Here is a 23,194-nt window from a genome sequence, read left to right as displayed (position 1 = left end):
AAAATGACGCAATTTGCTTTTGTTTTCCCGGGCCAGGGGTCACAGGCCGTTGGCATGCTGGCCGAATTGGCCGCACAGTTCCCGATCGTCGAAGAGACTTTCGGCGAGGCCTCTTCCGCGCTGGGTTACGATCTGTGGCAGCTGGTGCAGCAAGGCCCGGCGGAAGAGCTGAACAAGACCTGGCAGACCCAACCGGCTCTGCTGGCGGCTTCCGTGGCGATTTTCCGCGTGTGGCAGCAGCAGGGCGGTAAAGCGCCCGCATTGATGGCTGGCCACAGCCTGGGCGAATACTCGGCGCTGGTCTGCGCCGGCGTGCTGGACTTCAAGGCGGCGATCCGCCTGGTCGAGCTGCGCGGCAAGCTGATGCAGGAAGCGGTGCCGGAAGGCACCGGCGCTATGTACGCCATCATCGGCCTGGACAACGACGCGATCGCCAAGGCGTGCGAAGAGTCCGCGCAGGGACAGGTGGTTTCTCCGGTCAACTTCAACTCGCCGGGCCAGGTGGTTATCGCCGGCAATAAAGAAGCGGTTGAACGTGCAGGCGCCGCCTGTAAAGCGGCGGGCGCCAAACGTGCACTGCCGCTGCCGGTGAGCGTGCCTTCGCACTGCGCGCTGATGAAACCGGCCGCCGACAAGTTGGCCGTGGCGCTGAAGGACATCACCTTTAACGCGCCGCAGGTGCCGGTGGTGAACAACGTCGACGTACGCACCGAAAACGATCCTGAAGCGATCCGCAGTGCGCTGGTGCGTCAGCTGTACAGCCCGGTGCGTTGGACCGAGAGCGTAGAATTTATCGCAGCACAGGGAGTGACGTCGCTGCTGGAAGTGGGGCCGGGCAAAGTGCTGACCGGTCTCACTAAACGTATTGTTGACACCCTGACGGCTGCGGCGGTGAACGACACCGCCAGCCTGTCGGCGGCGCTTGAACAATAAAGAGGAAAATGATGAGCTTCGAAGGTAAAATCGTTCTGGTCACCGGCGCGAGCCGCGGTATTGGCCGAGCTATTGCAGAAACGTTTGTGGCCCGCGGCGCCAAAGTGATCGGCACCGCGACCAGCGAGAGCGGCGCTGAAGCGATCAGCGGCTACCTGGGCGCAAACGGCAAAGGGTTTATGTTGAACGTTGTTGATGCGCAATCTATCGACAGCGTGCTGGCATCGATTCGCGCCGAATTTGGCGAAATCGACATTTTAGTGAATAATGCCGGCATTACGCGTGATAACCTGCTGATGCGTATGAAGGATGATGAGTGGGAGGATATCCTCGACACTAACCTGACTTCCGTATTCCGCCTGTCAAAAGCGGTAATGCGCGCTATGATGAAAAAGCGGTTTGGCCGTATCATCACCATCGGTTCCGTTGTCGGCACCATGGGGAACGCAGGGCAGGCGAACTACGCGGCGGCTAAAGCCGGTCTGATTGGTTTTAGCAAATCTTTGGCACGTGAAGTTGCTTCTCGTGGCATTACGGTCAACGTCGTGGCACCTGGCTTTATTGAGACGGACATGACACGGGCGTTGACAGATGATCAACGCGCAGGCATTTTGTCATCAGTTCCAGCCAACCGGCTGGGCGATGCTAAAGAAATCGCCAGCGCTGTTGCATTTTTGGCCTCTGATGAGGCCGGCTATATCACCGGTGAAACGTTACATGTCAATGGCGGCATGTACATGATTTAAAAAATGTGAAAACCATTTGCGTTATTTGAGGCAAAAACCGCAAAATAGCGTAAAATCGTGGTTTGACCAGCCGGGATTTAGTTGCATCTTTTTCAGCATTTTATACACTACGAAAACCATCGCGAAAGCGAGTTTTGATAGGAAATTTAAGAGTATGAGCACTATCGAAGAACGCGTTAAGAAAATCATTGTTGAGCAACTGGGTGTTAAACAGGAAGAAGTTTTGAACAACGCTTCTTTCGTTGAAGATCTGGGCGCTGATTCTCTTGACACCGTTGAGCTGGTAATGGCACTGGAAGAAGAATTCGACACCGAGATTCCAGACGAAGAAGCTGAGAAGATCACTACTGTTCAGGCAGCTATTGATTTCATCAACGCTAGCCAGCAGTAAGAGAACATATCTAGGCGGTCGTTCGACCGCCTAAGTTTTTTCTATCCCTAGTGTCATATTTTTCCCTCCCTGGAGGACAAACGTGTCTAAGCGTCGAGTAGTTGTGACCGGACTGGGCATGTTGTCTCCTGTCGGCAATACGGTAGAGTCCACGTGGAACGCTCTTCTTGCCGGTCAGAGTGGCATCAGCCTGATCGACCATTTCGATACCACTGCCTATGCGACCAAGTTTGCTGGCCTGGTAAAGAATTTTAATTCTGAGGATTTCATCTCTCGCAAAGATGCGCGCAAGATGGACGCCTTTATCCAGTACGGTATCGCTGCCGGCATGCAAGCCATGCAGGATGCAGGTCTGGACATCACCGAGGCTAACGCCAGCCGCATTGGAGCCGCGATCGGTTCCGGCATCGGCGGCCTGGGTTTGATTGAAGAAAACCACAGTTCACTGGTTAACGGTGGCCCACGGAAAATCAGTCCGTTCTTCGTGCCTTCCACCATTGTGAATATGATTGCAGGTCACCTGACAATCATGTACGGCATGCGTGGCCCAAGCATTTCCATCGCCACCGCCTGTACTTCAGGTGTACACAACATCGGCCATGCCGCGCGTATCATTGCTTACAATGATGCGGATGTGATGCTGGCCGGTGGGGCAGAGAAAGCCAGCACCCCATTGGGCGTCGGCGGCTTTGGCGCAGCGCGCGCCCTGTCCACCCGTAATGACAACCCGCAGGCGGCGAGCCGTCCGTGGGATAAAGACCGCGACGGCTTCGTGCTGGGCGACGGCGCCGGCATGATGGTGCTGGAAGAGTACGAACACGCGAAAAAACGCGGCGCGAAAATCTACGCCGAAGTGGTTGGCTTTGGGATGAGCAGCGATGCTTATCACATGACGTCACCACCGGAAAACGGCGCTGGCGCTGCGTTGGCGATGGAAAATGCCCTGCTTGACGCTGGTGTGACCCCGTCACAAATCGGTTACATCAACGCACACGGCACCTCTACGCCAGCGGGCGACCAGGCGGAAGCGCAGGCGGTGAAATCCGTCTTCGGCGCTGATGCCCAGCGTGTGCTGGTGAGTTCGACCAAATCGATGACCGGCCACCTGTTGGGTGCGGCGGGCGCGATCGAGTCCATCTTTACCGTGCTGGCGCTGCGCGATCAGGCGGTACCGCCGACCATCAACCTGGATAACCCGGATGAAGGTTGCGATCTGGACTTCGTGCCTCACGAAGCGCGTCAGGTCAGCGATATGGAGTACACCCTGTGTAACTCCTTCGGCTTCGGCGGCACCAACGGCTCGCTGATCTTCCGCCGAGTGTAACTCGCGCGGTTATTCGCTGATGAAAAGCCCGGTTTTTTAACCGGGCTTTTTTACGCCTGGCGTCCGGCCGTCAGCAGGGCTGCGTATTGCCTCGCTGCCTGCTATTCTGCGAGCGTAATGAAATCACCCGGCAACAGGAGGAAGCATGTACTGGATTAACGGACAACGCCACGATGCGCTGGCGCCGAGCGATCGTGGCCTGCAGTTCGGCGACGGCTGCTTTACTACCGCCCGGGTTATCGACGGTAAAATCGAGCTGCTGCCCTGGCATCTGGAGCGGCTGCAGCAGGCGGCCCAACGGCTGATGCTGCCCGCCACCGATTGGCCGGCTTTCGAGCGCGAGATGGCGCAGGCGGCAGAATCAATTTCGCTCGGCGTGGTCAAAGCGATACTGACGCGCGGCAGCGGTGGACGAGGCTATAGCCCGACGGGGTGCGAAAACCCGACGCGCATCGTCGCCCGCAGCAGCTACCCTGCGCACTATTTGCAGTGGCGCGAGCAGGGCATCACGCTTGCGCTCAGCCCGGTGGCGCTGGCGCGCAATCCGCTGCTGGCGGGGTTGAAGCATTTGAACCGCCTGGAGCAGGTGCTGATCCGCGCGCATCTTGACCAGACGGCCGCCGACGAGGCGCTGGTGCTTGACACTGCCGGTATGCTGGTGGAATGCTGTGCGGCTAATTTGTTCTGGCGTAAGGGAAAAGCGGTGTTTACCCCTGACCTGAGCCAGGCGGGCGTCGCGGGCCTGATGCGGCGACGGGTGATCGCGCTGCTGGCGGGATCGGAATACCGTCTGCACTGCGTCAGCGAGCCGCTGGAGACGCTGGCCGATGCCGACGAAGTCCTGGTGAGCAACGCGCTGATGCCGCTGCTGCCGGTAAACGTTGCTCAATCATGGCGTTATCATTCGCGCCAGCTGTATGATTTTTTGCGTCCACACTGTTAACCATGGCTGATTGATGAAGAAAAGAAAGCTGAAGGTCCTGTCTGTTATTGTTGTTCTGGCATTGGCGCTGCTGTTTTGGGGCTACCAGAAGATCGAACGCTTTGCCGATACGCCGCTGGCTATCCAGCAAGAGACTATCTTCAAACTGCCTGCCGGCACTGGCCGGGTGGCGCTGGAAGGGTTACTGGTGCGCGATAAACTGGTGCGCAGCGGCCACTGGTTCCAGTGGCTGCTGAAACTGGAACCGGAGCTGGCGGAGTTCAAGGCCGGAACCTACCGGTTCACGCCGGGCATGACGGTGCGCCAGATGCTGAAACTGTTGGCCAGCGGCAAAGAGGCGCAGTTCACCGCGCGCTTTATCGAAGGCTCACGCCTGCGTGACTGGCAGCAGGTGCTCCAGCAGTCCAAATACCTGAAACACACCCTGGCGGGCAAAAGTGACGCGGAGATCGCCGCCGCGCTCGGCATTGCTGCAGGAGAAACCCCGGAAGGGCGGCTGTACCCGGATACCTACCAGTATACCGCCGGCATGAGCGACATCGCGCTACTCAAACGCGCCCACGTCCGCATGAACAAAGCGCTGCAGGCCGCCTGGGACGGCCGCGACACCAGTCTGCCGTACAAAACGCCGGAAGAGCTGCTGACCATGGCATCGATCGTCGAGAAAGAGACCGCAGTGCCGGAAGAGCGCAGCAAGGTGGCGTCGGTGTTCGTCAACCGTTTGCGTCTCGGCATGCGTCTGCAGACCGATCCGACGGTGATCTACGGCATGGGCGAGAGCTATAATGGCAACATCACGCGCAAGGATCTGGAGACGCCGACGCCTTACAACACCTATGTGATCGCCGGCCTGCCGCCAACGCCGATCGCCATGCCGGGTGAGGCCTCGCTGCAAGCGGCCGCCAATCCGGCCAAAACGCCTTATCTCTATTTTGTCGCCGACGGCAAGGGTGGGCATACCTTCACCACCAATCTGGCGAGCCATAACCAGGCGGTGCGCGTGTACCGCCAGGCGTTAAAGGAAAAGAATGAAAAGTAAATTCGTTGTAATCGAAGGGCTGGAAGGCGCGGGCAAAACCACCGCGCGCGACACGGTAGTCAATGTGCTGCGTGAACATGGCATCAACGACATCGTCTTCACCCGTGAACCCGGCGGCACGCCGTTGGCGGAGAAGCTGCGCGACCTGTTCAAGCGCGGCATCGACGGCGAATTGCCGACCATCAAGGCCGAAGTCTTGATGCTGTACGCTGCGCGCGTGCAGTTGGTGGAAACCGTGATCAAACCCGCCCTGGCGCGTGGCGCCTGGGTGGTGGGCGATCGCCACGATCTCTCTTCACAAGCCTATCAGGGCGGCGGCCGTGGCGTGGATCCGCAGCTGATGACCTCGCTGCGCGACACCGTGCTGGGGGATTTTCACCCGGATCTGACGGTCTATCTCGATCTGCCTCCGCTGGTTGGCCTGCAACGCGCGCAGGCGCGCGGTCAGCTGGATCGCATCGAGCAGGAGGCGCTGCCGTTCTTCGAACGCACCCGCGCTCGCTATCTCGAACTGGCGGCGCAGGACGAAACGATCGTCACCGTCGACGCCGCCCAGCCGCTGGAGCAGGTGACTGCGGCGATCCGCGACTGCGTCAGCCACTGGCTGCGGCAGCAGGAAGGCGCATAATGAACTGGTACCCGTGGCTGAATGGCCCTTATCGCCAGCTGATTGGGCAGTACGCCGACGGCCGTGGCCATCATGCGCTGCTGCTGCATGCGGCGGCAGGCAATGGTGACGATGCGTTGGCCTACGGCCTGAGCCGTTGGTTGATCTGCCAACAGCGCAACGGCGAAAAAAGCTGCGGCGAGTGCCACAGCTGCCGGTTGATGCTGGCGGGCAATCACCCGGATTATCATGTGTTGGCGCCGGAAAAGGGCAAGAGCAGCCTGGGCATCGAACCGATCCGCCAGGTGATTGAAACGCTGTACGCCCACGCGCAACAGGGCGGCGCCAAGGTGATTTGGCTGCCGCAGGCGGAACAGCTGACCGAGGCGGCGGCCAACGCGCTGTTGAAAACGCTGGAGGAGCCGCCGGAGAAAACCTATTTTCTGTTGGGTTGCCGTGAGCCGTCGCGGCTGATGGCGACGCTGCGCAGCCGCTGCCTGTACTGGCATTTGGCCAGCCCGGATGAGCAGCTCAGCCTGCAGTGGTTGGGCCGGCAGGCGGCGGGCTCTCAGACAGACCGAGTCACGGCGCTGCGCCTGCACGACGGCGCGCCCCTGGCCGCCGAACAGCTGTTGCAACCGCAGCAGTGGCAACAGCGCGGCGCCCTGTGCGCCGCATTGAGCGCCGCGCTGCCGCAACGCGATATGCTGTCGCTGTTGCCGGTGCTAAACCATGAAGACGTCGCCGAACGCCTGCATTGGCTGTGCGCGTTATTGGTGGACGCAATGAAGTGGCAACAGGGCGCGCATCACTATGTATTGAATCAGGATCAGCAGCCGCTGGTGCATCAGCTGGCCAGCCTGCTGAGCAGCTCCTCGCTGCAACAGATTGTGCAGCAGTGGCTGAACTGCCGTCACCAGCTGCTCAGCGTGGTGGGCGTCAACCGCGAGCTGCTGCTGACCGAACAGTTACTTCGCTGGGAACAGATGCTTGGCGCCGCCGGCTATTCCCAACCTCATTCGCTGTAAAGTATAAGAGTTAAAAATTATGTTGTTAGTCGATTCTCATTGCCACCTTGACGGTCTGGATTACCAAACGCTGCACCACAATGTGGACGACGCGCTGGCCAAGGCCAAGGCGCGCGACGTCGGCTATGTGCTGGCGGTCGCCACCACGTTGCCGGGTTACCGTTCCATGACCGAACTGATCGGCGAGCGCAACGATGTGGCTTTCTCCTGCGGGGTGCATCCGCTTAATCTGGAAGAGGGTTATGATTACGCCGAGCTGCGTCGCCTGGCGGCGGCGGAGCGGGTAGTGGCGCTGGGAGAGACCGGGCTCGATTACTTCTACCAGAAAGACAACCTTGAGCTGCAGCAGGACTCTTTCCGCGAACATATCCGCATTGGCCGTGATCTGAACAAGCCGGTGATCGTCCACACCCGCGAGGCGCGCGCGGACACGCTGGCGATCCTGCGTGAAGAGAACGCGCAAGACTGCGGCGGCGTGCTGCACTGCTTCACCGAAGATCTGGCCACGGCCGAAGCCTTGCTGGATCTGGGCTTCTACATCTCCTTCTCCGGCATCGTCACCTTCCGCAATGCCGAACAGCTGCGCGAAGTGGCACGCTACGTGCCGCTGGATCGCATGCTGGTGGAAACCGACTCGCCTTATCTGGCGCCGGTGCCGCATCGCGGCAAAGAAAACCAACCCGCCTATGTGCGTGATGTGGCTGAATACATGGCGGTATTGAAGGGCGTCAGCCTGGAACAGCTGGCCGAAGCGACCACCGCCAACTTTTCACGCTTATTTCACCTCGAACTGTGATCTTTGGCCTAGGCTATAGCGGTAGGTCATTGTCTGCGTAATTTTTTTTAAGCTCGTAATTAATCACTGAAACGGGTAAGGTTCGTTCCCGTTTCAGGGTGATTGGTGCGCGTTTTTTGCTCTGTTTTGCCAAAAAAAAGCCGGTTTATGCAAAGTTGCCGCGGCTCGATCATCGAAACGTGATTGTCATCAAACATTGCGCAGACTATTTATTTTACTCTGCGTAATAAATTCAAGGGGTGCTCAGACACCCTGAATTGCAGGGGTTTTTCTCCCCCCCTTGCAGCGCGACCAATCGCGACAAGAAGTAGCAAAGCATTATTACTCAGGAGCACACTCAACTATGTTCAAGAACGCATTTGCAAACCTGCAAAAAGTAGGTAAATCGCTAATGCTGCCGGTGTCCGTGTTGCCTATCGCAGGTATCCTGCTGGGCGTCGGTTCCGCCAACTTTAGCTGGCTACCTGCGGTAGTCTCCCACGTGATGGCGGAAGCGGGCGGTTCGGTCTTCGCCAACATGCCGCTGATTTTCGCCATCGGCGTCGCCTTGGGCTTCACCAACAACGACGGCGTTTCCGCGCTGGCGGCGGTGGTGGCTTACGGCATCATGGTGAAAACCATGGCGGTGGTTGCGCCGCTGGTGCTGCACTTGCCGGCTGAAGAAATTGCGGCCAAACACCTGGCGGATACCGGTGTGCTCGGGGGGATTATCTCCGGCGCCATCGCGGCCTATATGTTTAACCGCTTCTTCCGCATTCAACTGCCGGAATACCTGGGCTTCTTTGCCGGTAAGCGTTTCGTGCCGATCATTTCCGGTCTGGCGGCGATCGTTCTGGGCGTAGTGCTGTCCTTCATCTGGCCGCCGATCGGTACGGCTATCCAGACCTTCTCGCAGTGGGCGGCTTATCAGAACCCGGTCGTGGCCTTCGGCATCTACGGCGTGGTTGAGCGTGCTCTGGTGCCGTTCGGTCTGCACCACATCTGGAACGTCCCGTTCCAAATGCAAATTGGCGAGTTCACCAACGCGGCGGGCCAGGTATTCCACGGTGATATCCCTCGCTACATGGCGGGCGACCCGACCGCGGGCAAACTGTCCGGCGGCTTCCTGTTCAAAATGTACGGTCTGCCTGCTGCGGCCATCGCCATCTGGCACTCGGCCAAGCCGGAAAACCGCGCGAAAGTCGGCGGCATCATGATCTCCGCCGCGCTGACCTCGTTCCTGACCGGTATCACCGAGCCGATCGAGTTCTCCTTCATGTTCGTCGCGCCGATCCTGTACGTGATCCACGCTATCCTGGCCGGCCTGGCGTTCCCAATCTGCATCCTGTTGGGCATGCGTGACGGTACCAGCTTCTCGCACGGCCTGATCGACTTTATCGTACTGAGCGGCAACAGCAGCAAAATCTGGCTGTTCCCAATCGTCGGCATCATCTACGGTCTGGTGTACTACACCATCTTCCGCGTGCTGATTGCCAAGTTGGATCTGAAAACGCCGGGCCGTGAAGACACCGCTGCCGAGCAGTCTGCGCAGGGCGGTTCCGAAATGTCCGCGGCGCTGGTTCAGGCCTTCGGCGGCAAAGAAAACATCACTAACCTGGATGCTTGCATCACCCGTCTGCGCGTCAGCGTGGCCGACGTGTCCAAAGTTGACCAGGCGGGCCTGAAGAAACTGGGCGCAGCCGGCGTAGTCGTCGCTGGCTCCGGTGTGCAGGCCATCTTCGGCACCAAGTCCGACAACCTGAAAACCGATATGGACGAATACATCCGTAATCATTGATTCAGGCAGGGGAGTTATCGAGGGAGGCGAAAGCCTCCCTTTTTTTGTTGCCTGTCGTCAGGCGCTAAGGCGCTGTTCGAGTTCGGCGAGAGAAGGAAGGAACCAGACCTGTTCGCCGCGGTTGGCTTCGCGCACGAAATCTTGCAGCGCGTTGCTTTTCGCCAGCCAGGGGGTGATATCGCCTAGCAGCGCCACGCGCAGGCGATAGTTGATGAATTTCTGCAATACGGCGCCGGCAATGCCGCTTCTGAGCTGGAAAAAGGTGGCGTCCAGGCGGTTGACGGGGAGGGCAATCATCCCTGCCTCATGTTCAAAGGCGGGCGCGATAAACAGGCTGACGTCGTTTTCGTCTTTCAACATCGGCCCGGCTTCGGCGAAAACCACCAGGCACAGATCATGGATTTGCTGCACGGCGTAGCTCATCGGTGCTCCGGGATTCAGGGGTTGGCATGTTTTTGCAGATAATGCTCGAACACCGCCAGCGTTTCGTCCGAGATATGGTGTTCAATCCCTTCGCTGTCCAGCTCGGCGGTTTCGCTCGGCACCCCGAGGCACATCAGCAGATCGACCACGATGCGGTGACGGCGGCGCACCTTCTGCGCCAGCTGTTCGCCTTCCTCGGTTAAAAACACCCCGCGATAAGGGCGCGACTCCACCAGCCCGGCGCTTTTGAGCCGTGCGATATTTTTGATCGCCGTCGGGTGAGAGACGCCGAAGCGGCGCGCGATATCGGTGGTTCTGGCTTCGCGGGTGCTTTGCAGCAAATCGGCGATCAGCTCAACGTAATCTTCGATCAGCGCATTGGACTGCGCTTCGCGGGCGCGGCTAAAACGCAGGGCGTGCTCGGCCTCGTCCGGCATGTCGGTCTGGGCGTGGCGGTCGGCGTTATCTGGCGCGCGGGTAACCATAGCGTAGGGCGTCCTGTAAGAATAAAAAAGGCGTCTCCCGGCAATGCGGGGAGGGTTGCCCTAAGTTAGTCCAAATAGCACACATTATCAATTCGATGCCATGCATTGTGGTAGTTAGAAATATCTCTACACAAAGCCCATTAATTTCGCCTGTTGCATAAAGTGTAGCCGATGCTACATTGTCAGCATGATCGGTGGAAAAATAACCAGTAAAAGATTAAGGGTACTTCATGCGAGACGCGGCAACCCCCTCATCGTTAACCGAACGGACCAACATCGCGATTGGCGCCGCCCTTGCCGGGCGCAAGCGCGGCGCCTTTACGCCACTGCTGTTCGCCGGTCCGGCGGTGATTGCCTCTATTGCCTATATGGACCCCGGTAACTTTGCCACCAACATCCAGGCCGGGGCGAAATACGGCTACAGCCTGCTGTGGGTGGTGGTGATGGCCAACCTGATCGCCATGCTGTTCCAGGCGCTGTCGGCCAAGCTCGGCATCGTCACCAACCGCAATCTGGCGGAGATGTGCCGCGACCAGTTTTCACGGCCGGTGGTGATCGGCATGTGGCTGCTCAGCGAAGTGGCGGCGATGGCCACCGATCTGGCGGAGTTTCTCGGCGGGGCGATCGCGCTGGCGCTGCTGTTCCATATGCCGCTGCTGGCGGGCATGGGGGTGACGGCGGTGATCACCTATGCGCTGCTGATGGTGGAGAAAAAAGGTTTTCGTCCGGTTGAGCTGATGATCGGCGGCCTGGTGGGCATCATCGCGCTGTGCTACCTGGTGGAAATGTTCATCGTGCCGGTGGATTGGCAGGCGGCTGGCATCGGTATGGTGACGCCGCAGTTGCCGGATGCGCAGGCGCTGACCATCGCCGTCGGCATTATCGGCGCCACCGTAATGCCGCACGCCATTTTCCTGCACTCGGGGCTGACCCAGCACCGCAGCCCGGCCAGCGACAACGGCGAGCGGCGCAAGCTGCTGCGTTTTTCCAATATTGAAGTGGTGATCGCGCTGGCCCTTGCCGGGCTGGTGAATATTGCGATGGTGATCATGGCCTCGAGCGCCTTCCACGCCGGTAACAGCGACGTGGCCGAAATCGGCACCGCCTACCATACGCTGACGCCGCTGTTCGGCGCGGCGGCGGCCGGCATCTTCCTGGCTTCGCTGATCGCCTCCGGTATTTCCAGCTCGGTGGTGGGCACCATGGCCGGGCAAATGATCATGCAGGGCTTCGTCGGTTTCCGTATCCCGGTGTGGGTGCGCCGTCTGGTCACCATGGTGCCGGCGTTCATCGTGGTGGCGATGGGCGTCAACGCCACCGACGCGCTGGTCTACAGCCAGGTGGTGTTGAGTCTGGCGCTGCCGGCGCCGATGATTGCGCTGGTAATGTTCACTCGCCGCCGCGACATCATGGGCGAGTTCGCCAACGGCCGCTGGACCAGCCTGGCGGCGGTGGTCGGCACGGTGGTGATTGTGCTGCTCAACGTGGTGTTGCTGCTGCAGACTTTCGGTGTCGATATCCCCGGGTTGGGATGAGCTGCGCGATCAGTGCCCGGCGGATTTACCGGCGAACAGTTCGCTGATGAAGTCGACGAAAACCCGAATTTTATGGCTGCGATCCCGCAGGCGCGGATAGAGAATATTGATTGGCGCCCCAAGGGGCGCCCACTCCTGCAGTATCGGTTCCAGTTCGCCCGCCTTCAGATAGTTTTCCAGCGTGCAGTCCAGCAAGTAAACCAGGCCGAGATGGTTCCTGGCCACCTCACACAGCGTTTGTGAATGGTTGAAGCTCAACAGCGGGCTGGGCGCCAGACGGTAGCGCTCGTCATCACGAATGAACTGCCAGTCGTCCGCCGCCGCCGCGCCTGAACGGATAAATCCCAGCCGCTGATGGCGTTGCAACTGCTCCGGGTGTTCCGGCCGGCCGTGGCGCGCAAAATAATCGGGAGACGCACAGCACAGATAACGGGGTTGCAGCAATGGGCGGCTGACCATCTCGGGGATGTTGCCGGCGCCGATGCGAATAAACACGTCGGCGCGATCTTCCGCCGGATTGACCAAGCGATCGCTGACCGACACGCTGAGCTGCAACTCTGGGTATTGCGCCAAAAAAGCCGGGAGCGCCGGGGCGATATGCATGCTGCTGAGCATCGAGGCTATCTCGACCCGCAGCGGTCCTCGTGGTTGTTCAAAATCGCACGACATGTCGTTTTTCAGCCGGTCAAACTGCTGCAAAATTTCTTGCGCGGTGCGATAGCAACGCTCCCCGGCGCTGGTCAGCGAGAAGCGCCGGGTTGAACGCTTGAACAGGCGTTGCCCGAACTGTTTTTCAAGCTGATTGATGCTGTATGTGACGCTGGCCGGGGAGAGCCCCATTTTGGTTGCCGCCTGGCTGAACCCCTCCATTTCCACCACCTGGCAGAATACGCGCAGCGCGTGCAGTTCATTCATGTTAACGGCTTCCATTATTTAAATTATTAAAAGAGTATTTTTAAATATGCCGGCTGTCAATTTAACGCGGCATTGGATAATTTATTTCCAGCGTTTTTATTTATCTGAAATCGCATCCTGTATTGCCATAATGAAATAACGCCTGAGAGGATATTTATATGAAAAAATTAACTGTCGTATTGTTATTGGCGGGCGTGGGCTTGTGTGGCCAAAGTTATGCCGCAAGCAGCGAGGCCGCATCGCAAAGTTACAGGGTTTCCGCTGAGGCGGGCGTCGCGGCCGAGCAGAAGGCGGTGTATAACCTGATAAACCGCTACCAGGCAGCGCTTAACGCCGGCGATACGCAAACAATTTTGTCACTTTTTGCCCCGGAAAGTTACTCGCAATGGAACGAAAAACCGACGGCGGACAGCAATGAAAAACGCCGACAACAATATGACAATTTATTTAAAAACGAGAAATTTGAAACCGAGTTTGCTTATGACAGCATCAGTGTGAACGGGAATATGGCCTATGTGCGCACGCACCATCATCGCGGCGCGACGGTAACCCGAATAAGCGACGGAGCCACCTTGATCGATTTAAACCGTGAAGTATTTGTATTGGAGAAACAGCAGGGCCAGTGGAAGATCGTGGTCTACACCTTTAATACCAACCCGATTCAAGGGGTGAGTTGAGTGACACTGACAAAGGCCGCGCAAGCGGCCTTATTGTGTCGCGCGACGGCTAAAGATTCCCCACGCCGCCGTCCATCTGCAGCTCCGCGCCGACCATAAAGGCCGACTCATCCGCCGCCAGAAACACCGCCGCTTTGGCCAGCTCCAACGCGCTGCCCATGCGGCCGATCGGCACCAGCGCGCGGATATCGTCGCGCAAGGCCCGCTCATCCGCTTCCGCCAGCCCCAGCTTACCCAGCGCCGGGGTTTCGGTCGGGCCGGGGCTGAGGCCGTTGACGCGAATGCCGCGCGCGTGCAGCTCGCCGGAGAGCGTTCTGGCCAAAGACAACAAACCGGCTTTGCTGGCGGCGTAGGCGCTGCTCTGCGGCAGGCCGATATGGGCGCTGACCGAACCGCACAGGATCACTGAAGAAGGGTTGGCCAGCAGCGGCAGCAGCGCCTGGATCAGAAAGAACGGCCCCTTCAGGTTGATGTCCATCAGCCGCTGGTAGCTCTGCTCATCCCACTCCTGCAGCGGGCGATGCGTGACGTCGCCGGCGTTAACGTACAGCACGTCCAGCCGCGGCCACCGTTGCTCCAACTGCTGCGCCAGCGCGCGCTGCTGTGGGATGTCGCCGGCGTCGCTCAGCAGCAGCAGCGCGTTGCCTGCCAATGCCTGGCCCGCCGCGTCCAAGGCGCGTTGGCTGCGGCCGGTGATCGCCACCGTTGCGCCCTCGGCGATGAATTGGCGGGCGGTTTCCAGCCCGATGCCGCTGGTGCCGCCGGTAATCAATGCGTATTTGCCTTGCAGTCGTGACATAACCGATTCCTCTTTAGCGTCTGTTGCGGCATTATTTGCGCTATAGTTCCTTTTGCATAGTAGGCACCTTTTGGATACTAAAGGACGAGGAGGGATGAAATGACGACGCAAGCGCCCTTAACGGCGGAAAATAATTTGTCGGCGCTGCCGACGGCGGGCGAACCCTGCCCGATGGTGGACTTCGTCAATCTGGTGTCGGGCAAATGGGCGATACCCATCCTGTACCGGCTGATCATAATCGATGGCCCGGTGCGATTCAGCGAGCTGCAGCGGGCGGTGGCGCCCATCGCGCAAAAAGAGCTGACGCGCCAGCTGCGGCTGTTCGAACAACGCGGTCTGGTGACGCGGCAGGTGTATCCCGAAGTGCCGCCGCGGGTGGAGTATCAGGTCACTGCGCTGGGCAAATCGCTGCGGCCGACGCTGGACTCGTTGGCCGAGTGGATGCGTCGGCATGCCCCGCAGCTGATCGGTGGTTAGTCGCCGATGCCCGGCGGGTTGATGGTTGAACGCTCGACCTTTTCGTCGCCTTCGCCCCAGCGTTCCAGCACCTGCGCGTATTCGCCGCTGACGATCGCGCCATTGATCGCGGCGTTGACGGCGTTCACCAATCCGTTGCCTTTTTTGGTGGTGACCGCGACGTAGGCCACGTTGGGGCCGATGCCGACCATTTTGGTTTTGCCGGTCAGCGCCGCCTTGTAGGCGCCGGTGGAGTGGGGGCCGAAGAACGCATCGGCGCGCCCGGACTGAATGCTGAGGTTGGTGGCGGCGTCGTCGGTCACGTAGATCGGCTGTACCGGCGGCAGCCCGGCGGCGCGATTCTGCTTATCCCATCCCAGCAGAATGTTTTCCTGATTGGTGCCGGATCCGACGATGATCCGCAGCCCGGCCACGTCCTGCGGGCGGTTGATCGCGGTGATGTGGCTGGTGGATTTGACGTAAAAGCCCAGCGTGTCCACCCGGTAGGTGGCGAAATCGAATTTGGTTTTACGCTGTTTGGTGACGGCGATGTTGAAGATCGCCGCATCGTATTTGCCCGCGCTGATGCCCAGCGGCCAATCTTCCCAGGAGGTGGGCACCAGATTTAGCTCCAGCCCGAGGCTGTCGGCCACCAGGCGGGCGATGTCCGGATCGCTGCCGATCAGCGTTTTATTGTCTTCGGCGAACAGCGCCAGCGGCGGAGAGTTCTCGAATGCTACCGCCACCGTCAGCTTGCCGGGCACCGCGAAGTGAAAGTTCGCCGGGATCAGCGCGATAGCGGCGGGATTTTTCTCTGTGTGTATCGGCTCTCGGTTAGCCTGCAGATCGATACCGCCCGTCGTGGCCGCCTGCACGGCAGCGCTCAGCAACAGCGCGCACAGCGCCGCAATCTTCAGTGGCATAGTGCCCTCTATCCTTTGTTAATCATGGGGTTACTATTGGCGGCGGCGCGGGGCAAGTAAAGCAACAATAGTGAATAACCAAAGTGAAAAGATGCACAAGCGGGGCGACGGCCTGCGCGAATCTGCAGCACTCGACGTGGAAAGTGCGCAATCAGGTTGAAAGCAGTAGAATTTGTCACTCATACTGCGTACAGCTAATTGTGTAAAACAAGGAACGCCAGATGGCCGAAGAAACGATTTTCAGTAAAATTATCCGCCGCGAAATCCCTGCTGATGTGGTTTACCAGGATGAACTGGTCACCGCTTTCCGTGACATCTCCCCCCAGGCGCCTACCCATGTGCTGATCGTTCCCAACGTGCTGATCCCAACCGTCAACGACGTGACCGTGGAGCATGAGGCCGCATTGGGCCGCATGATCACCGCCGCGGCGAAAATCGCCGAACAGGAAGGCATCGCCGAGGACGGCTACCGCCTGATCGTCAACTGCAACCGCCACGCCGGTCAGGAGGTCTATCATATTCATATGCACCTGGTCGGTGGCCGCTCGCTGGGGCCGCTGCTGTCACGTTAAGCGAGGAAATCATGCGCGGTAAAAAAACTCTGCGTTGTCTGATGGCGTTGGCGCTGCCTGCCGCGTTGCTGATGGGGTGCAGTTCGCCATCCGGCATCGCGGTTAACCGGGGGCAAACGGTGGTGATGGATCCTTCGGTGCTGACCGCCGGCATTTTTGCCGATACGCCCTCTGTCTCGAACGCTTCCGGGCGGGTGATGGCGACTTCGGTGCTCAATAACAGCCAACCGACGCCGGTCACCGTGCATTATCGTTTCTATTGGTACGACGCGCAGGGGCTGGATATTCGCCCCTTCGAGAAACCGCGTGAGATCGTCGTGGCGCCTAACTCGGACGCCAAAATCTACTCGATTAACGGTAATCTGGAAGCTAAAAGCGCGCGTCTGTATCTGTACCTGTAAGCGCTTGCCAGGTTTGGAGAAAAAGCATGAAAAAGTACGTCTTAGTGGCGCTGGCCGCATTCACCCTGAGCGGCTGTCTGTCGCGCCCGCCTGAGCCGGATCAGCCATTGCCGCCGGTCACCGTCGAACCGGAACAGCCGACGCCGCCGGTCGAGCAACCGCAGCCGCCAACCACCGAGCCGGTGCCGCAGCCGCCGAAAATCCAGCAGCTTGACTGGCTGGGCAGCGTTCAGCCGCTGGTGAATCAGATGCTGAAGGCCGATGGCGTCACGGCCGGCAGCGTGCTGCTGCTGGACAGCGTCAAGAACAACACCAACGGCTCGCTGCAGATGGGCAAAGCCACCGCGGCGCTGTATAAGGCGCTGGCATCGAACTCCACCTTCAGCGTGGTGCCGGAAGCGAAGCTGACGAGCGCCAGACAAACGCTGGGCCTGTCGGCGGATGACAGCTTCGGCTCGCGCAGCAAGGCGATTGGCCTGGCGCGCATCGTCGGCGCGCAGTACGTGTTGTACAGCGACGTCAGCGGCGACGTGAAGTCGCCGGCGTTGGATATGCAGCTGATGCTGGTGCAAACCGGCGAGATCGTCTGGTCGGGCAATGGCGCCGTTAAACGCTGAGGCCGCGCTGCGACAATTGATGGAAACCAGACTGCCGGCGGTGAATACCGCCGGTTGTCATTTCAGCCCGGTGCAGGGGCTGACCGGCGAGAGCTGGCGCATCGACGGATCGGGCATTACGCTGCTGGCGCGGCAAAACAGCGCGGAGAAACGCGCGCTGGGCGTGAGCAGACGGCGGGAAGCGCAGGTCTTGCGTCGCTGCGCGTCGGGGCTGGGGCCACGGGTTTTCGCGCAGAATAATCAGTGGCTTGTCCTCGAATGGCTCGAAGGTGACATCGTCACAGAAGCTGAGTTTGACATGCTGAATCAACGCGGCGAGCTGGCGGCGATGGCGACGACGCTGCACCGGCGGCCGCTCAGCGGTTACCGGCTGGATCTGCGGCGGCAGTTCCTCCGCTACTGGCAGCAGCTGGATACGCGGCGTTTAACCCCCGCCTGGCTGCGTTGGCAGCGTCATTTCTTACGCTGCGCGCCGCCGCGGCCATTACGCCTGGCGCCGCTGCACATGGACATCCACCCGGGCAATTTGCTCGCGACTGGCGAGGGGCTGCGGCTGATCGACTGGGAGTATGCCGCCGACGGCGATGTGGCGTTGGATATCGCCGCGCTGTTTCGCGGCAACGGCTGGGCGGCTGAGCCGCAGCAGCGCTTTTTGCAGCACTACGCGCGTCAGGGCTATCACGACGTCGCCCGGCTGCAGGCGCAGGTGCAGCGCTGGCTGCCGTGGGTGGATTATCTGATGCTGCTGTGGTTTGAAGTGCGCTGGCAGCAGAGCGGCGACGTTGAATTTTTGCGCTGGGGCGCGGCGCTGCGCCGGCAATTCTGTTTATCATCATCCGAATTCTGAACGAACAATATGAAGTGAGGTGCCCGTGGGCCCAGTAATGCTAGATGTCGCCGGCTACGAGCTGGATGCAGAAGAACGCGAGATTCTGAAACATCCGCTGGTTGGCGGATTGATCCTGTTTACCCGCAATTTCCACGATGCGGAGCAGCTGCGTGAGCTGGTGCGCCAGATCCGCGCCGCTTCGCACGATCGGCTGGTGGTGGCCGTGGATCAGGAGGGCGGGCGCGTGCAGCGCTTCCGCGAAGGCTTCACCCGCTTGCCGGCGGCGCAATCGTTCGCCGCCTTGAACGATGCGCAAGAAGGTGGCCGCCTGGCGCAGGAGGCCGGCTGGCTGATGGCGGCGGAGATGATCGCGCAGGATATCGACATCAGCTTTGCGCCGGTGCTGGACATCGGCCATGCCAGCGCGGCGATCGGCGAGCGTTCGTTCCACAGCGATCCGCAGCAGGCGTTGGCGATGGCGGAGCGCTTTATCCTCGGCATGCACAGCGCCGGCATGAAAACCACCGGTAAGCACTTCCCGGGGCACGGCGCCGTCAGCGCCGATTCGCACAAGGAAACCCCGCGCGATCCGCGGCCGCTGGCGCAGATCCGCGAGCATGACATGGCGATCTTCCGCGAGCTGATCAATCGTCAATTGCTGGACGCCGTCATGCCGGCTCACGTCATCTATACTGAAGCGGACCCGCGTCCGGCCAGCGGCTCGCCGTACTGGCTGCAGCAGATCCTGCGTCAGGAGCTGGGCTTCGACGGCGTGATTTTCTCCGACGATCTGTCGATGGAAGGCGCCGCCATCATGGGCAGCTATGCCGAACGCGGCCAGGCGGCGCTTGATGCCGGTTGCGACATGATCCTGGTGTGCAACCACCGCGCAGGCGCGGTCAGCGTGTTGGATAACCTGTCCCCGGTCAAAGCAGAGAAGGTGAAGCGGTTATATCATCGCGGTCAGTTCACCCGTCAGGAACTGCGCGACTCCGAGCGCTGGCAGCAGGCGCACAAGGCGCTCAGCGCGCTGAGCGAACGCTGGGAGGAGCACAAGCAGCGTTCGCAAGGGTGAATCCAGGCGCCGCATCGCGGCGCAGAGCGGAAATGATGAGGGCCGCGCCCGCGGCCCTTGGCTTGTTGCGAGGATCCACATGATTATCTATTTGCACGGCTTCGATTCCACCAGCCCCGGCAATCATGAAAAGGTGTTACAGCTGCAGTTTATCGATCCGGATGTGCGCTTTATCAGCTACAGCACGCTACACCCGCGTCACGACATGCAGCATCTGTTGAAAGAGGTGGACAAGGCGGTGCAGCAGGGCGGCGATGCGCACCCGTTGATCTGCGGGGTCGGCCTTGGCGGCTTCTGGGCGGAGCGCATCGGCTTCCTGTGCGGCATTCGCCAGGCGATGTTCAATCCCAACCTGTACCCGGAAGAGCACATGCACGGCAAGATAGACCGGCCGGAAGAGTATCGCGATATCGCCACCAAGTGCGTGGAGGATTTCCGCGAGAAAAACCGCGATCGCTGTCTGGTGGTGCTGTCGCGCCACGACGAGGTGCTGGATAACCGGCGCAGCGCCGAATTGCTGCATCACTACTACGAGATCGTGTGGGATGAACAGCAGACGCACAAGTTCAAAAACATCTCGCCGCATCTGCAGCGGCTCAAGGCGTTCAAGGCGCTGGGTTAACAGTTTCATAACGCTGCCGCGAGCCGCGCTCCCCGTTTTTCACCGACGGAAAGTGCGGCTTTTTTGTGCGCCAAAGCCAGATTTTGCGTGGCAATCGGCAAAATTTAAAACTGTGACTCAGCGCTAACTATTTGAATCGCAATCCCCAAAAAATGCCCTCGTCCAGCCTTTAACCAAAAAAAATTGATGTACGTCAATTTTGGTATGACCAAATAACCTCACATGCTATTCTGGCTGCAGAGAGCCGATTTATTTTACGCGAACCCTATGTATTCTAAGGATATTATTTATTTACCCTGGGATAACAAATGGTTCACATTTAGGGGGTTATTTTGACAACGCCAAAGAAGAAAATCGTTATTGTCGGCGGCGGCGCCGGTGGTCTGGAGCTGGCGACCAGCCTGGGCCATAAACTTGGCCGTAAGAACAAAGCCGAGATCACGCTGGTGGATCGCAACCACAGCCATTTGTGGAAACCGCTGTTGCACGAAGTGGCGACCGGCTCCCTCGATGACGGCGTGGATGCGCTCAGCTACCTGGCGCACGCGCGCAATCACCATTTCAGTTTCCAGCTGGGGTCGTTGACCAACATCAACCGCGAGACGCAAACGCTGCAGCTGGCGCAGATCTGCGACGAGCAGGGCGGCGAGCTGGTGCCGGCGCGTGAACTGCCGTACGACATCCTGGTGATGGCGCTGGGCAGCACCTCAAACGATTTCGGTACGCCGGGCGTGAAAGAGCACTGCATCTTCCTGGATAACCCGCATCAGGCACGTCGTTTCCACAACGAAATGCTTAACCTGTTTCTGAAGTTCTCGGCGCAGCCGGGGCAAAAAGAGCGGGTCAACATCGCCATCGTCGGCGGCGGCGCCACCGGCGTTGAACTGTCCGCCGAACTGCACAACGCGGTGAAACAGCTGCACAGCTACGGTTTTGAAGGCCTGGACAACAGCGCGCTCAACGTGACGCTGGTCGAAGCCGGCGAGCGCATTCTGCCGGCGCTGCCGCCGCGCATTTCCGCTGCGGCGCACCAGGAGCTGATCAAGCTGGGCGTGCGCGTGCTGACCAACACCATGGTGACCAGCGCGGATGCCAAAGGCCTGAATACCAAGGGCGGCGAGTTCATCGACGCCGATCTGATGGTGTGGGCGGCAGGCATCAAAGCGCCGGACTTTATGAAGGACATCGGCGGCCTGGAAACCAACCGCATCAACCAGTTGGTGGTGGAGCCGACGCTGCAGACCACGCGCGATCCGAACATCTTCGCCATCGGCGACTGCGCCTCTTGCCCGAAAGAGGGTGGCGGTTTCGTGCCGCCGCGCGCTCAGTCGGCGCACCAGATGGCCTCACGCTGCGCCACCAATATCCTGGCGCTGATGAACGGTCAGACGCTGAAGCCTTACGTGTACAAAGACCACGGTTCGCTGGTGTCGCTGTCGCGCTTCAGCACCGTCGGCAGCCTGATGGGCAACCTGATGCGCGGCTCGATGATGGTGGAAGGGCGCATTGCGCGTTTCGTCTACATCTCGCTGTACCGCATGCACCAGGTGGCGCTGCACGGCTACATCAAAACCGGCCTGATGATGCTGGTGGGCGGCATTAACCGGGTGATCCGCCCGCGTCTGAAGATGCACTGATCCCGCCGTTGTCGATCAACCCGCGCCGGTTCGCCCGCGCGGGTTTTTTTATGGCGGGGCGAGGCTAACGGCGGCGGTTGCTTGATTCTTCAGCATAAGCTGTCGCCGATATGGGTAAAATTCTTAAGATTCCTCCTAAACAACGGCAAAACGGCCGTTTTCCCGCATTTTTGGTCCCCTTGTCTTATTGCGAGCCCTCAAATCATTGTGCAGACTTTACCTCGTTTACAGACGGCGCGTCGCGCACGCCGTAAACCGGGATACCGCAAGCCGCCCATGCGCAAAATAATAAGCGCGGTGCCATGCCGGTAACAGACCCGGAAAAAATGCGTGGTAACACTTTCAGGAGGTTTCCTGTGAACAAGTCAATGTTAGCCGGTGTTGGGATTGGCATCGCTGCCGCTCTGGGGATTGCCGCGGTAGCCAGCCTGGACGTCTTTTCTGCCGGTCCGCAATATGCGCAGGTGCTCGCCGCAACGCCGATTAAAGAAACCATCAAAACGCCGCGTCAGGAATGCCGCAACGTCACCGTCACGCACCGTGCACCGGTGCAGGATGAAAACCGCATCGCCGGTTCTGTGCTGGGCGCAGTGGCGGGCGGCGTGATCGGCCACCAGTTCGGCGGCGGTCGCGGACGCGACGTGGCGACCGTGGTGGGCGCTCTGGGCGGCGGCTACGCCGGTAACCAGGTGCAAGGGGCGATGCAGAATAACGACGTCACCACCAGCGTTCAGCAGCGTTGCAAAACGGTCTACGACAAGTCTCAGAAAATGCTGGGCTATGACGTGACCTACAAGATCGGCAATCAGCAGGGCAAGATCCGCATGGATCACGATCCGGGCACCCAAATCCCGTTGGACAAAAACGGCCAGCTGGTGCTGAACAGAGCCTGATCGACGCATTCGAATTAAACCCGCGGGCAGTGTTAGTTCTGATCGTTTAACTCGGTTAAGCGAGCGGCGTTAACATTGACGCGGGTTTCTGCTTTTTGTCTGCCCGCGAATTCGACGATCGTTCTAATGTCTGCGTGCGATATCACTGGGCAAAACTTCAAAAAAGCCCCCGCGTTTGTTATATTATTGTGCGATTAAGCGGTGTGTTCGGCGCTAATCGCCGCACCGGCCAAACCCGAGTATTTCGTCTCGCAGAGATAACGACATGTTAGATTTTCGCTTTCCGACAGCGTTGCAAATGGTCCTTAGCGTCGCCGTAGCTGAGAAGCAGGGCATGCGTTCGACGAGCGCCACGCTCGCCGCCACTCTGGAAGCTAACCCGAGCTTTATCCGCAAACTGATGGTGCCGCTGACCAAAGACGGCATCATCGTTTCCACCCTGGGCCGAAACGGCTCTATCCACCTTGGCCGCCCGGCGGAAGAGATTACCCTGCGGGATATCTACCTGGCGGTGATCGACGACAAGCGCATCTGGGCCTCACGCCCTGAAGTGCCGGCCCGTTGCCTGGTGAGCGCCAACGCCTGTTGGTATTTCAAATCGGTGGTGAACGAGGCCGAGCAGGCTTCGCTCGCGGTGCTGGCGCGCCACACCGTGGCTGACTCGCTGGCCGAACTGGAGCGGGGTGACAAGCGCGCCTGTGCGGAATACGCCGCCGCGCAAGAGGCCGAAACCGCCGATAAATAATCGCGA

General features: G+C 59.6%; 27 protein-coding genes. 22 read left to right on the top strand and 5 right to left on the bottom strand.

The window, feature by feature from the left end:
* Positions 1-3: 3 nt before the first annotated feature.
* From fabD to ptsG, 10 genes are all read left to right on the top strand, one after another.
* A complete protein-coding gene (gene fabD / locus ACUTQY_RS07515) occupies positions 4-933 on the top strand; it encodes an ACP S-malonyltransferase (RefSeq protein ID WP_033642684.1) in 930 nt (309 codons plus the stop codon).
* Positions 934-944: 11 nt separating this feature from the next.
* On the top strand, positions 945-1,679 hold the full coding sequence (gene fabG / locus ACUTQY_RS07510) for a 3-oxoacyl-ACP reductase FabG (RefSeq protein ID WP_004928729.1): 735 nt from the start codon (positions 945-947) through the stop codon (positions 1,677-1,679).
* A 154-nt stretch (positions 1,680-1,833) separates the two neighbouring features.
* Positions 1,834-2,070, top strand: a complete 237-nt coding sequence (acpP, locus tag ACUTQY_RS07505) for an acyl carrier protein (protein ID WP_004719003.1) — start codon at positions 1,834-1,836, stop codon at positions 2,068-2,070.
* A gap of 82 nt (positions 2,071-2,152) precedes the next feature.
* Positions 2,153-3,394, top strand: coding sequence for a beta-ketoacyl-ACP synthase II (fabF, locus tag ACUTQY_RS07500; RefSeq protein WP_033642685.1), 1,242 nt, complete (start codon positions 2,153-2,155; stop codon positions 3,392-3,394).
* A 145-nt stretch (positions 3,395-3,539) separates the two neighbouring features.
* Positions 3,540-4,337 (top strand): aminodeoxychorismate lyase, encoded by a 798-nt coding sequence (pabC, locus tag ACUTQY_RS07495; protein WP_033642686.1) that lies wholly within the window; start codon positions 3,540-3,542, stop codon positions 4,335-4,337.
* Positions 4,338-4,350: 13 nt separating this feature from the next.
* Positions 4,351-5,376 carry an endolytic transglycosylase MltG gene (gene mltG, locus ACUTQY_RS07490; protein ID WP_046686857.1) on the top strand — a complete coding sequence of 342 codons (1,026 nt, stop codon included), beginning with the start codon at positions 4,351-4,353 and terminating at the stop codon, positions 5,374-5,376.
* Positions 5,366-6,004: a dTMP kinase gene (gene tmk, locus ACUTQY_RS07485; protein WP_033642688.1), complete on the top strand. Its 639-nt coding sequence runs from the start codon at positions 5,366-5,368 to the stop codon at positions 6,002-6,004. Before mltG ends, tmk begins: the two co-directional genes overlap by 11 nt.
* Positions 6,004-7,011, top strand: a complete 1,008-nt coding sequence (gene holB / locus ACUTQY_RS07480; RefSeq protein WP_033642689.1) for a DNA polymerase III subunit delta' — start codon at positions 6,004-6,006, stop codon at positions 7,009-7,011. Before tmk ends, holB begins: the two co-directional genes overlap by 1 nt.
* A 19-nt stretch (positions 7,012-7,030) precedes the next feature.
* A complete protein-coding gene (locus tag ACUTQY_RS07475) occupies positions 7,031-7,807 on the top strand; it encodes a metal-dependent hydrolase (protein ID WP_046686858.1) in 777 nt (258 codons plus the stop codon).
* Positions 7,808-8,150: 343 nt separating this feature from the next.
* Positions 8,151-9,584 carry a PTS glucose transporter subunit IIBC gene (gene ptsG / locus ACUTQY_RS07470; protein ID WP_033642691.1) on the top strand — a complete coding sequence of 478 codons (1,434 nt, stop codon included), beginning with the start codon at positions 8,151-8,153 and terminating at the stop codon, positions 9,582-9,584.
* Positions 9,585-9,641: 57 nt separating this feature from the next.
* Here ptsG and ACUTQY_RS07465 read toward each other — a convergent pair whose 3' ends face one another.
* Both ACUTQY_RS07465 and mntR read right to left on the bottom strand, forming a co-directional pair.
* Positions 9,642-10,007, bottom strand: coding sequence for a DUF4180 domain-containing protein (locus ACUTQY_RS07465; RefSeq protein ID WP_046686859.1), 366 nt, complete (start codon positions 10,005-10,007; stop codon positions 9,642-9,644).
* A gap of 14 nt (positions 10,008-10,021) precedes the next feature.
* Entirely contained in the window at positions 10,022-10,492 is a 471-nt protein-coding gene (gene mntR / locus ACUTQY_RS07460; RefSeq protein ID WP_046686860.1) for a manganese-binding transcriptional regulator MntR, read from the bottom strand.
* Between the two features lie 230 nt (positions 10,493-10,722).
* Between mntR and ACUTQY_RS07455 the strand changes: the two genes are divergently transcribed.
* Complete coding sequence (locus ACUTQY_RS07455; protein WP_033642695.1) at positions 10,723-12,027, top strand: Nramp family divalent metal transporter; 1,305 nt, start codon at positions 10,723-10,725, stop codon at positions 12,025-12,027.
* A gap of 9 nt (positions 12,028-12,036) precedes the next feature.
* On the opposite strand, the gene ACUTQY_RS07450 is transcribed toward ACUTQY_RS07455, so the two are convergent.
* Complete coding sequence (locus ACUTQY_RS07450) at positions 12,037-12,942, bottom strand: LysR family transcriptional regulator (protein ID WP_342188412.1); 906 nt, start codon at positions 12,940-12,942, stop codon at positions 12,037-12,039.
* Between the two features lie 158 nt (positions 12,943-13,100).
* On the opposite strand from ACUTQY_RS07450, the gene ACUTQY_RS07445 reads away from it, so the two are divergent.
* Positions 13,101-13,619, top strand: a complete 519-nt coding sequence (locus tag ACUTQY_RS07445) for a YybH family protein (protein WP_069100828.1) — start codon at positions 13,101-13,103, stop codon at positions 13,617-13,619.
* Between the two features lie 49 nt (positions 13,620-13,668).
* On the opposite strand, the gene ACUTQY_RS07440 is transcribed toward ACUTQY_RS07445, so the two are convergent.
* Positions 13,669-14,418: an SDR family oxidoreductase gene (locus ACUTQY_RS07440; protein ID WP_060659656.1), complete on the bottom strand. Its 750-nt coding sequence runs from the start codon at positions 14,416-14,418 to the stop codon at positions 13,669-13,671.
* 99 nt (positions 14,419-14,517) lie between these two features.
* Here ACUTQY_RS07440 and ACUTQY_RS07435 point away from each other — a divergent pair, with 99 nt between their 5' ends.
* A complete protein-coding gene (locus ACUTQY_RS07435) occupies positions 14,518-14,895 on the top strand; it encodes a winged helix-turn-helix transcriptional regulator (RefSeq protein ID WP_080273385.1) in 378 nt (125 codons plus the stop codon).
* Here ACUTQY_RS07435 and ACUTQY_RS07430 read toward each other — a convergent pair.
* A complete protein-coding gene (locus ACUTQY_RS07430; protein ID WP_033642700.1) occupies positions 14,892-15,797 on the bottom strand; it encodes a transporter substrate-binding domain-containing protein in 906 nt (301 codons plus the stop codon). The two genes, ACUTQY_RS07435 and ACUTQY_RS07430, sit on opposite strands and share 4 nt — an antisense overlap.
* A gap of 221 nt (positions 15,798-16,018) precedes the next feature.
* Between ACUTQY_RS07430 and hinT the strand changes: the two genes are divergently transcribed.
* The 9 genes from hinT to ACUTQY_RS07385 all read left to right on the top strand — a co-directional run bounded on the left by hinT (position 16,019) and on the right by ACUTQY_RS07385 (position 23,188).
* Complete coding sequence (gene hinT / locus ACUTQY_RS07425; RefSeq protein ID WP_004928776.1) at positions 16,019-16,369, top strand: purine nucleoside phosphoramidase; 351 nt, start codon at positions 16,019-16,021, stop codon at positions 16,367-16,369.
* A gap of 11 nt (positions 16,370-16,380) precedes the next feature.
* Positions 16,381-16,770, top strand: a complete 390-nt coding sequence (locus ACUTQY_RS07420; protein ID WP_025302428.1) for a YcfL family protein — start codon at positions 16,381-16,383, stop codon at positions 16,768-16,770.
* A gap of 26 nt (positions 16,771-16,796) precedes the next feature.
* The gene (gene lpoB / locus ACUTQY_RS07415; protein WP_025302429.1) at positions 16,797-17,387 is read left to right on the top strand and encodes a penicillin-binding protein activator LpoB; all 591 of its coding nucleotides are present in this window, start codon (positions 16,797-16,799) and stop codon (positions 17,385-17,387) included.
* Positions 17,368-18,234, top strand: coding sequence for a thiamine kinase (gene thiK, locus ACUTQY_RS07410; RefSeq protein WP_033650751.1), 867 nt, complete (start codon positions 17,368-17,370; stop codon positions 18,232-18,234). The genes lpoB and thiK overlap by 20 nt, the downstream gene beginning before the upstream one ends.
* A gap of 37 nt (positions 18,235-18,271) precedes the next feature.
* Positions 18,272-19,291: a beta-N-acetylhexosaminidase gene (nagZ, locus tag ACUTQY_RS07405; protein WP_046686865.1), complete on the top strand. Its 1,020-nt coding sequence runs from the start codon at positions 18,272-18,274 to the stop codon at positions 19,289-19,291.
* A 79-nt stretch (positions 19,292-19,370) separates the two neighbouring features.
* Positions 19,371-19,913 carry an alpha/beta hydrolase YcfP gene (gene ycfP, locus ACUTQY_RS07400; protein WP_015377468.1) on the top strand — a complete coding sequence of 181 codons (543 nt, stop codon included), beginning with the start codon at positions 19,371-19,373 and terminating at the stop codon, positions 19,911-19,913.
* A gap of 332 nt (positions 19,914-20,245) precedes the next feature.
* Complete coding sequence (locus ACUTQY_RS07395) at positions 20,246-21,550, top strand: NAD(P)/FAD-dependent oxidoreductase (protein WP_004928794.1); 1,305 nt, start codon at positions 20,246-20,248, stop codon at positions 21,548-21,550.
* A 356-nt stretch (positions 21,551-21,906) separates the two neighbouring features.
* Positions 21,907-22,443: a glycine zipper 2TM domain-containing protein gene (locus tag ACUTQY_RS07390; protein ID WP_004928798.1), complete on the top strand. Its 537-nt coding sequence runs from the start codon at positions 21,907-21,909 to the stop codon at positions 22,441-22,443.
* Positions 22,444-22,708: 265 nt separating this feature from the next.
* Positions 22,709-23,188: an RrF2 family transcriptional regulator gene (locus ACUTQY_RS07385; protein WP_033642703.1), complete on the top strand. Its 480-nt coding sequence runs from the start codon at positions 22,709-22,711 to the stop codon at positions 23,186-23,188.
* The last annotated feature ends 6 nt before the right edge of the window (positions 23,189-23,194 follow it).

This window comes from Serratia sp. TSA_130.1 (assembly GCF_052691795.1).
This window is presented reverse-complemented; position numbering and strand designations above follow the sequence as displayed.

Bases quoted from the DNA above. Each gene is read 5' to 3' on its own strand.
- fabD (WP_033642684.1), top strand. From the start codon at position 4: ATGACGCAATTTGCTTTTGTTTTCCCGGGCCAGGGGTCACAGGCCGTT.
- fabG (WP_004928729.1), top strand. From the start codon at position 945: ATGAGCTTCGAAGGTAAAATCGTTCTGGTCACCGGCGCGAGCCGCGGT.
- acpP (WP_004719003.1), top strand. From the start codon at position 1,834: ATGAGCACTATCGAAGAACGCGTTAAGAAAATCATTGTTGAGCAACTG.
- pabC (WP_033642686.1), top strand. From the start codon at position 3,540: ATGTACTGGATTAACGGACAACGCCACGATGCGCTGGCGCCGAGCGAT.
- mltG (WP_046686857.1), top strand. From the start codon at position 4,351: ATGAAGAAAAGAAAGCTGAAGGTCCTGTCTGTTATTGTTGTTCTGGCA.
- tmk (WP_033642688.1), top strand. From the start codon at position 5,366: ATGAAAAGTAAATTCGTTGTAATCGAAGGGCTGGAAGGCGCGGGCAAA.
- holB (WP_033642689.1), top strand. From the start codon at position 6,004: ATGAACTGGTACCCGTGGCTGAATGGCCCTTATCGCCAGCTGATTGGG.
- ACUTQY_RS07475 (WP_046686858.1), top strand. From the start codon at position 7,031: ATGTTGTTAGTCGATTCTCATTGCCACCTTGACGGTCTGGATTACCAA.
- ptsG (WP_033642691.1), top strand. From the start codon at position 8,151: ATGTTCAAGAACGCATTTGCAAACCTGCAAAAAGTAGGTAAATCGCTA.
- ACUTQY_RS07465 (WP_046686859.1), bottom strand. From the start codon at position 10,007: ATGAGCTACGCCGTGCAGCAAATCCATGATCTGTGCCTGGTGGTTTTC.
- mntR (WP_046686860.1), bottom strand. From the start codon at position 10,492: ATGGTTACCCGCGCGCCAGATAACGCCGACCGCCACGCCCAGACCGAC.
- ACUTQY_RS07455 (WP_033642695.1), top strand. From the start codon at position 10,723: ATGCGAGACGCGGCAACCCCCTCATCGTTAACCGAACGGACCAACATC.
- ACUTQY_RS07450 (WP_342188412.1), bottom strand. From the start codon at position 12,942: ATGAATGAACTGCACGCGCTGCGCGTATTCTGCCAGGTGGTGGAAATG.
- ACUTQY_RS07445 (WP_069100828.1), top strand. From the start codon at position 13,101: ATGAAAAAATTAACTGTCGTATTGTTATTGGCGGGCGTGGGCTTGTGT.
- ACUTQY_RS07440 (WP_060659656.1), bottom strand. From the start codon at position 14,418: ATGTCACGACTGCAAGGCAAATACGCATTGATTACCGGCGGCACCAGC.
- ACUTQY_RS07435 (WP_080273385.1), top strand. From the start codon at position 14,518: ATGACGACGCAAGCGCCCTTAACGGCGGAAAATAATTTGTCGGCGCTG.
- ACUTQY_RS07430 (WP_033642700.1), bottom strand. From the start codon at position 15,797: ATGCCACTGAAGATTGCGGCGCTGTGCGCGCTGTTGCTGAGCGCTGCC.
- hinT (WP_004928776.1), top strand. From the start codon at position 16,019: ATGGCCGAAGAAACGATTTTCAGTAAAATTATCCGCCGCGAAATCCCT.
- ACUTQY_RS07420 (WP_025302428.1), top strand. From the start codon at position 16,381: ATGCGCGGTAAAAAAACTCTGCGTTGTCTGATGGCGTTGGCGCTGCCT.
- lpoB (WP_025302429.1), top strand. From the start codon at position 16,797: ATGAAAAAGTACGTCTTAGTGGCGCTGGCCGCATTCACCCTGAGCGGC.
- thiK (WP_033650751.1), top strand. From the start codon at position 17,368: ATGGCGCCGTTAAACGCTGAGGCCGCGCTGCGACAATTGATGGAAACC.
- nagZ (WP_046686865.1), top strand. From the start codon at position 18,272: ATGCTAGATGTCGCCGGCTACGAGCTGGATGCAGAAGAACGCGAGATT.
- ycfP (WP_015377468.1), top strand. From the start codon at position 19,371: ATGATTATCTATTTGCACGGCTTCGATTCCACCAGCCCCGGCAATCAT.
- ACUTQY_RS07385 (WP_033642703.1), top strand. From the start codon at position 22,709: ATGTTAGATTTTCGCTTTCCGACAGCGTTGCAAATGGTCCTTAGCGTC.